We start from the raw sequence: 1,868 nt of genomic DNA on the forward strand, positions 1-1,868 counted from the left end.
CTGTATGCGGCCAGCGACGGCAATATCGGGTTCAGCAACATTCTGAATTTTGACCACACCATCGGTTTTTCGCTGATGGCCTGGGAATTGGTGACCTACGACCATGACAGTGGTCAACCGATTCGCAATGCCGAGGGCTTCATGAACAAAGTGGCCAAAGGCGGGCAGGGTTTGTTGTTGGCGAGAATCGACGACAAGGCGCCGCTGGACGGCTACACCGATCCGCAAAAGACCGAAAAAGTCGTGCTGCATGACGTGTTCACGAAGGGCGATCGCTACTTCAATACCGGTGACCTGCTGCGCAACATTGGATTCGGTCATGCGCAATTCGTCGACCGCTTGGGTGATACCTATCGCTGGAAGGGCGAAAACRTCTCGACCACGGAAGTCGAAAACATCCTGCTGCAATTTCCGCACATCTCGGAAGCCGTGGCGTATGGCGTAGAAGTCCACAACACCAACGGACGTGCCGGCATGGCTGCGATTACCCCGGCTGAATCCCTGGCCACCCTGGATTTCAGCGAATTGCTGGATTTCGCTCGCCAGCAAATGCCTGCGTATGCGGTGCCGCTGTTTCTGCGGGTGAAAGTGAAAATGGAGACCACCGGGACGTTCAAGTATCAGAAGACCCGGCTCAAGGACGAAGCGTTCGACCCCGGCAAAACCGGTGATGACCCGATCTATGCCTGGCTACCCGGCACTCACACTTACGTGCAAGTGACCGAGCAAGTGCTGGCGGATATTCATAGCGGCAAGTACCGCTATTGAATGTAGCTATGGCGGTCCTTGAGAAAAAACAAGTGACAGCTTGGGGGCTGCTCGGGAAACTGTCGGCTTTGCGAATAACCCAACGTGGAGCCCCCGATGTCAGACCAAAGCCGACAGATGTCCCCCGAAGAAGCCGCAGAATTTGCCGAACAGGTCTTTAACAAAGCGCGCGAGGGCGATGCGGCCATGATGGCTGCACTGCTGACCAAAGGCCTGCCGCCTAATCTGCGCAACCACAAAGGTGACACCTTGCTGATGCTGGCCGCCTACCATGGCCATGTGGATACCGTAAAAGTCTTGCTCGAACACAAAGCCGATCCGGAAATTCGCAACGACAACGGCCAAAGCCCGATTGCCGGTGCCGCATTCAAGGGCGACCTGGCAGTGGTCAAGGCACTGGTCGACGGCGGGGCACAAGTGGAAGGTTCATCGTTTGATGGCCGCACCGCGCTGATGATGGCGGCGATGTTCAACCGCGTCGAAATCGTCGACTACCTGATCAGTAAAGGTGCCGATCCGAAAGCCAAGGACGCCAATGGCGTGTCGGCACTCGATGCTGCGAAAACCATGGGCGCCGTCGACACCACCGCGCAGCTGGAAAAACTGCTCGGCTGAGCGTCCTGAAAGAGATTTTTGTATTCAGGAAATTCTGTGGCAAGGGAGCTTGTTTGTGGCGAGGGGGCTTGCCCCAGTTGGGTGGCGAAGCCGCCCCAAAAAATGCCCAAACGCGGTAAATCAGTTGAACCGCGTACGCCGGTTGACGACTGCTTCGCAGCCGAACGGGGGCAAGCCCCCTCGCCACAGGTGTTTCATCACAAGTAAATCCCTCCTTTGCCACAGGTCTCTCCCTGCTCGGTAACTTCCTCTGAATGCGCTATCCTTCGCGCCCTCAAAAATCATTCGCTACAGGATCCACCTCATGAAAGCCGCACTCGTCGAACTCATTAGCAAAATCAGCTCCGGGTGCATGAGCGATGACGAAATCCTGAAAGTCGCTGACGAAGCGGCTCAGGCCTACGCCGATCCTGAAACTTTTCTGACGGCCAACCCGGATATCAACTACGACGACACGTTCCCTATCCCCTTGGGCGAATGGATGG

The 1,868-nt window shown here is 56.2% G+C and carries 2 protein-coding genes and 1 pseudogene; all 3 read left to right on the forward strand.

The window, feature by feature from the left end; translation table 11 throughout:
- A partial coding sequence (locus AC1DRJ_RS26095; RefSeq protein WP_477804692.1) for an AMP-binding enzyme occupies positions 1-768 on the forward strand: 768 nt, incomplete at its 5' end.
- A gap of 96 nt (positions 769-864) precedes the next feature.
- Positions 865-1,383, forward strand: coding sequence for an ankyrin repeat domain-containing protein (locus AC1DRJ_RS26100; RefSeq protein ID WP_477804693.1), 519 nt, complete (start codon positions 865-867; stop codon positions 1,381-1,383).
- Between the two features lie 304 nt (positions 1,384-1,687).
- A pseudogene (locus AC1DRJ_RS26105) lies at positions 1,688-1,868 on the forward strand (hypothetical protein); the annotation flags it as partial.

It is taken from the genome of Pseudomonas sp. P5_B2, assembly GCF_056400445.1.

Bases quoted from the DNA above. Each gene is read 5' to 3' on its own strand.
- AC1DRJ_RS26100 (WP_477804693.1), top strand. From the start codon at position 865: ATGTCAGACCAAAGCCGACAGATGTCCCCCGAAGAAGCCGCAGAATTT.